Source organism: Streptomyces tricolor, from assembly GCF_002155905.1.
In the GTDB taxonomy this organism is placed as follows: domain Bacteria; phylum Actinomycetota; class Actinomycetes; order Streptomycetales; family Streptomycetaceae; genus Streptomyces; species Streptomyces tricolor.
In genome coordinates, this window is the sequence record NZ_MUMF01000609.1 from 1 (window position 1) to 5,869 (window position 5,869).

5 protein-coding genes and 1 pseudogene are annotated in these 5,869 nt (G+C 73.6%); 3 read left to right on the plus strand and 3 right to left on the minus strand.

Annotation, left to right across the window (positions count from 1 at the left end; translation table 11 throughout):
* Positions 1-1,573: pseudogene (locus CCN44_RS35230) on the plus strand (ATP-binding protein); the annotation flags it as partial.
* Positions 1,574-2,099: 526 nt separating this feature from the next.
* Here the strand turns inward: CCN44_RS35230 and nucS are convergent.
* Positions 2,100-2,771 carry an endonuclease NucS gene (gene nucS / locus CCN44_RS35235; RefSeq protein ID WP_059252625.1) on the minus strand — a complete coding sequence of 224 codons (672 nt, stop codon included), beginning with the start codon at positions 2,769-2,771 and terminating at the stop codon, positions 2,100-2,102.
* A 276-nt stretch (positions 2,772-3,047) separates the two neighbouring features.
* Here nucS and CCN44_RS35240 point away from each other — a divergent pair, with 276 nt between their 5' ends.
* Positions 3,048-3,440 (plus strand): SCO5389 family protein, encoded by a 393-nt coding sequence (locus CCN44_RS35240; RefSeq protein WP_059252626.1) that lies wholly within the window; start codon positions 3,048-3,050, stop codon positions 3,438-3,440.
* Positions 3,441-3,555: 115 nt separating this feature from the next.
* Here CCN44_RS35240 and CCN44_RS35245 read toward each other — a convergent pair whose 3' ends face one another.
* The gene (locus CCN44_RS35245) at positions 3,556-4,584 is read right to left on the minus strand and encodes an LLM class flavin-dependent oxidoreductase (protein WP_086702612.1); all 1,029 of its coding nucleotides are present in this window, start codon (positions 4,582-4,584) and stop codon (positions 3,556-3,558) included.
* 232 nt (positions 4,585-4,816) lie between these two features.
* Between CCN44_RS35245 and CCN44_RS35250 the strand changes: the two genes are divergently transcribed.
* The gene (locus CCN44_RS35250; protein WP_059252628.1) at positions 4,817-5,149 is read left to right on the plus strand and encodes a hypothetical protein; all 333 of its coding nucleotides are present in this window, start codon (positions 4,817-4,819) and stop codon (positions 5,147-5,149) included.
* A 25-nt stretch (positions 5,150-5,174) separates the two neighbouring features.
* On the opposite strand, the gene CCN44_RS35255 is transcribed toward CCN44_RS35250, so the two are convergent.
* A partial coding sequence (locus CCN44_RS35255) for an ABC transporter permease subunit (protein WP_086702614.1) occupies positions 5,175-5,869 on the minus strand: 695 nt, incomplete at its 5' end.

Sequence of the window (5,869 nt, forward strand, 5' to 3'; positions counted from 1 at the left end):
CAGCGCCTCGGCCCGGGCCGCGCTCCGCTTCGCCGTCGCCCTCGGCGGCGAGATACCCCACCAGGCGCATCTGCCCGCGCTGGTCGGCGACACCCACGCGGACGCCGCCCTCGGCGAGCTGGCGGGCTGCGGCCTGGTCTCCCCGGTCGGCTCCCGCTACCGGCTCGCGGCCGGTGTGCAGGCCCAGCTGGAGGCCGCCGGATACGCCGACGACGCCGCCGAGCACGCCCGCACCGCCGCCCGGCACTACGCCTGGTGGGCCGGCCATCCCTCGGTCACCCCGGAACGGGTGTGCGCGGAGGCCGACGCGGTCCTGGCCGCGCTCGCCGCCGTCGTGCCGCGGACGTCACCGGCCGCCGACGATGAGGACAGCGGCGCCGTACGGCTGGCCCGCACGGCCGCGCCCGCCTTCGCCGCCGGACTCCACTGGAGCGCCTGGGAACGCGCCCTGCGGTCCGGCGCGGAAGCCTCCCGGCTGGCCGGCGAGGTGACCGAACAAGCCTATTTCCACCACGAGTTGGGGATCCTCGCGCTCTGCGTCGGACAGCTCGACCGGGCCCGGGCCGAGCTGGAGGCGTCGGGCGGGCTGCGCGGCGCGCTCGCCGACAAGCGGGGGGCGGTCGCCGGCCGGCGCGCCCTGGCGCTGCTCGCCGACCGGGCCGGCGAGGTACCGGGGCCGCCGGCGCTCCCGGCCGGGGAGGAGCCGGCGGAGCCACGGCAGGAGCAGCCGGCGCCGCCGCCGTACGTCCCCGCCGGCGACGCCGTGGCCACGCAGCGGATTCCGCGGCCGGCGGGGCGCGGCCTCGGCATCCGGCGGCTGGCCCGGCGCAACCTGGTGGCGGCCGGCTCCGGCGCCCTGCTCGCCGCGGTGCTCGGCACGGTCGTCACCCTCGGCATGACGTCCGATCAGACCGCCGAGCGGAACCCGGCGGGCAAGGTGGAGGTGAACCCGACGACGGGGCAGGGCCTGAGCGGCGGAGACCTGGGCGCGGACCCGACCGACACCGGCGGCACCGGCTCGGTCGGCAGCCGGCCCACCTCGCCGGGCCCGGACGGCCGGTACGGCACGGCGGACGACCCGGCACCGCCGGCGGGCAACGCCCAGCCGTCGGAGAGCCTCGCGCCGTCCGGCACCGGCACGTCGTCCGGCTCGCCGTCGCGATCACCGAAGCCGTCCGGATCGACGGGCTCGTCCAGCGGCGGGACGACGGGCGGCTCGACGGGCGGCTCCACGGGTGGTTCGACCGGCGGCAGCAGCACGGGCGGCAGCAGCTCCGGCGGCTCCACGGGCGGCACGTCCACCGGCGGCACGACGACCGGCGGCACGACCGGCGGCTCGACGACCGGCGGTACGACGGGAGGCTCCACCGGGGGCACCGACACCGGCGGCTCCACGGACGGCACGACCACCGGCGGCTCCACCGGCGGAACGACCACCGGCGGTACGACGGACGGGACCACGGGCGGCGACACCGGCGGCACGACGACCGGCACCACGGACGGCTCCACCGGCGGCACGTCGAGCAGCGCCTCGGCATCACAGAGCGCGGCAACATCCGACCCGGTGATGTGACGCCACCGCCACGGCGGTGCCCGACGCGCCTCAGGCCGCGGCACCGCCGGTCCACGCCGTCGCGGCGGAGTAGGGATGCCCGCGGTGAAGAGAGGCGCCGCAGGGCGAGTGGGCCGGCGGGAGGAGAGCCCGTGGGGCGGTGACCGGGCGGCGAGTGCCCGGCGGAGGGGGACGCGGCCGGAGCGGGCACCGCCGCACGCAGCGTTCTTCCGCCGCCGTGGCCCTGGGCCACGCACCGCTTCTTCCGCCGCCGGGGCGCTGGACCGCGCACCGCTTCTTCCGCCGCGACGGTGCTGTGCCACGGCGGTGGTGTTCGGCGGTGCCCGACGGGCCTCAGGCCGGTTCGGTACCGCCGGTCCGTGCCGTCGCGGCGGAGTAGGGGTGCCCGCGGTGAAGAGAGGTGCCGCAGGGCGAGTGGGCCGGCGGGAGGAGCTTCCGCCGCCGTAGCCCGGGCCACGCACCGTTCTTCCGCCGCCGCGGCGCTGGACCGCGTGCCTTTCTTCGGCGGCGGAGGGGCGCTCGGTGGTCAGAAGAGGCGGAGCTTGTCGTCCTCGATGCCGCGGAGGGCGTCGTAGTCCAGGATCTGGCAGTTGATGCCGCGGTCGGTGGCGAGGACGCGGGCCTGGGGCTTGATCTCCTGGGCGGCGAAGATGCCGCGCACCGGGGCCAGGTGCGGGTCGCGGTTCAACAGGTCCAGGTAGCGGGTGAGTTGCTCGACGCCGTCGATCTCACCGCGCCGCTTGATCTCCACGGCGACCGTCTGGCCGTCGGCGTCCCGGCACAGGATGTCCACCGGACCGATCGCGGTCATGTACTCGCGGCGGATGAGCGTGTAGCCCTCGCCCAGCGTCTCGATGCGGTCGGCGAGCAGTTCCTGAAGGTGCGCTTCCACGCCGTCCTTGATCAGACCCGGGTCCACCCCGAGTTCGTGCGAGGAGTCGTGGAGGATCTCCTCCATCGTGATGATCAGTTTCTCGCCCGCCTTGTTGACGACGGTCCACACGCCCTCGTCCTCGCCCGTCCCCTCCTTCAGCGTGCAGGGCGGCGACATCCAGTTGAGCGGCTTGTAGGCCCGGTCGTCGGCGTGGATGGAGACGCTGCCGTCCGCCTTGACCAGGATCAGTCGTGGCGCCGAGGGCAGGTGGGCGGTGAGCCGGCCGGCGTAGTCGACCGAGCATCGGGCAATGACGAGACGCATGGTCGGCAACGCTACTCGACGCCCGCCGGTGCTCGCGATCCGCCCGCCCCGCTCCCTGTGGATCGCACCATTTGTCCCTTGAAACTCTTGTTCATCCCTGGCCGATTGTGGGCGTAAAGGGACCGCTCCATATACGCATTCTGCTGGTGTGGTCACCGACCGTTGCCTACCGTAGAGAACGGGAGGTTGCGGCCCCTGTACCGAGCGTGTTCGAAATCGCGAACTCCCCTATCTGTCCGGCAACCCCTGCGCCTCGGGGGTGCGAGAGGAGAACCCATGTCGCTCGACGTCTCACCGGCCCTACTCGAACAGGCCGAGCGAGGCGAGGTCGACGAAGCAGCATTCGTCGACTGCGTCCGGACCTCCCTGCCCTACGCATGGGAGATGATCAGCTCCCTGGTGGCTCAGCTGAAGGTGGACGGCGGACCCTTCGCCGACAACCAGACGCCCCCGCCGGACGAGCAGGCACGCGGTCAGCTGCTGCGTGCGCTCGCGAGTGACGCCATCCGCGGCGCGCTGCAGCGGCACTTCGGTGTACGGCTGGCCTTCCAGAACTGCCACCGCGTGGCGGTGTTCCCGCTCGACGCCTCGGTGGACGAGACGTTGGCCCGCTTCACGTCGGTGCGCAGCCAGTTGCTGAACCAGTCCCCGGAGTTTCGGGACTGCTGACGCGCGGCTTCGGCGCGGTCGGCACGGAGGCCGCCGGCTTGCCGCTCCACCCGTGGGAGGTGCATTCAGGACCGGGGCGGCAAGCCCCCCAGGTGGCTTGCGTGTGGGAGGCCGGTCAGCGCAACTGGGGCAGCACCTCGGCGCCGAGGCGCCGCAGGTTCTCCTCGGTGGTCGCGAGGTCGCCCGAGCCCTCCGTCAGGAGGGCGAAGCGGGAGATGCCGGTGCGCTCCGCGGTGGCCGCGAGCCGGTCGGCGGCGAGCCGCGGGGTGCCCACCGGGTGCAGTCCGCAGAGCAGTTCGGTGTAGGCGTGCGGGTCGCGCATCGTGCGCGCCCGTCCGTCCACCGTCACATGGGCCGCGAGCCCCTGCTTCAGCCAGCCCGGCAGCGCCTTCGTCAGCGTCTCCACCGCGTCCGTGCGCCGGTCGGCGAGCTGGCAGACCCCGGCGGAGACGTGCGCGGCGCCCGCGATCTCCTCGGCCGGCCGGCCCGCCGCCCGGGCGCAGCGCCGCCACAGGGCCACCATCTCGGCCTTCTCCTCGTCCCCGACGTGCATGCCGAGCAGCATCGGCAGCCCGTGCTCGGCGGCCAGCCGTACGCTCGCCGGCGAGGTGCAGGCGAGCACGACCTCGGGGCCGGGGGTGTCCGTCAGGGCCTCCGACGGGCGGGGCACCACCGGTACCTCGCGGAAGGAGAACCGCTCGCCGGAGGCCGCCACCGCCGGTTCGCCCAGCCAGCGCAGCAGCAGATCGAGCGACTCCGGGAACCCGTGTTCGTACGCCTCCAGGCCCGTGCCGAACACCTCCAGGTCGACCCAGGGGCCGCCGCGCCCCACGCCCAGCGTGAACCGTCCGCCGCTGGTCACGTGGAGCAGCGCGGCCTGCTCGCCGAGGGCCACCGGGTGGGCCGTGGGCAGTACGCTGACCGCCGTGCCGACCCGGATGCGGCGGGTGCGGCCGAGCAGCAGCGCGGCCAGGGTCACCGCGGACGGGCATGTGCCGTAGGGCACGAAGTGGTGCTCGGCGAGCCAGACCGCGTCCAGCCCGGACTGCTCGGCGACCTCGGCCGAGCGGACCGCCCGGTGCAGGGCCTCCCCCGGACCCTGGCCCGGGAACTGGGCCGCCAGCACAAAACTTCCTACGTGCATCGCATTTCCTGCTTCCTTGGCTCCGACCCGGAGCTCCCCCACCCGGCATAACCGTCTGACACGTGCCGAGGACACGGCCTGCCCGAAGGGATTTGCGGATTGTCTGCAGAATGGGTCGCCCTGGCGGGGGACTTGGGCGGGTTGGTTCCTTACGCGTACCCGACGCGTACCCCTCGTGGCGGCGCGTAGGCTGGATGAGCCGTGCTTCCCGCAGAGCCCCGAGAGGTGTCCCGTGTCCCCGCGTCGCAACCGACCCAAGGCAGCCGGATCGTCGGGCCGGAGCGCCGAGGACGACCGCGCCGGCCGGTACGGCGGCTGGCAGTCCACGGAGAACTGGCAGGGCGAGGAGTGGAGCGTACGGCATGTCGCCGGGGCCAGCGCGGAGGGCAAGACCTACCGCTGCCCGGGGTGCGACCAGATGATCCCCTCGGGTGTCCCGCACGTGGTGGCCTGGCCCGAGTACGCGGGCGTCGACGACCGCCGGCACTGGCACAAGGCCTGCTGGAACGCGAAGGACCGCCGCACCACGCGGGTGCAGCGGTCCCGTAACGCGCCGAGGTTCTGAGCCGTACGGCTCCTCGTCCCGGCCCTTACACGTCCCGGCTCTGGAGCAGCGCGTACGCGCCCGCGTACACCGCCGCCGTCACGCCGAGCATGATCCACAGCGGATCCCAGCCGGACGGGCCGGACTCGGTCAGGGAGTTGGTGTAGAAGACGCTCAGCTGGTTCGGGATCGAGTACTCGAACAGCCACTCGCGCAGGCGGTCGAGCGACTCCGCCACCATGAACATCGCGAGCACCAGCGGCGCGAGCAGCACGCCGATCATGATGGTGATGGCGCCCGCGGAGTGCCGGATGACCGAGCCGACGAGCAGCGAGAGCAGCCCGAGCAGGGCGATGAAGAGGCTGATGCCGACGGTGGCCTTCAGCCAGTCCTCGCCGGACGGCGTCCGGGCGCCGGTGCCCTCCAGCATGGACGCCTGGACCATGGCGACGAAGCCGGACGTGACCAGGGTGAAGACGAAGGCCACGGCGAAGAACACGATCGACTTGGCGGCCAGCACCCGGGCCCGGCTGGGGCACGCGGTCATCGTCGTACGGATCATGCCGGTGCCGTACTCCGAGGCCGTGGTCAGCACGCCCAGCGTGATGATGCAGATGCTGCCGAGGAGCAGGCCGAAGAAGCCGAACGACAGCGGGTTCTCGCCGGACAGGCTGGCGGCGTCGGAGTTGGCCTCGACCAGGGCACCGGCCAGCAGGCCGATGCCGACGACGAGCAGCACGA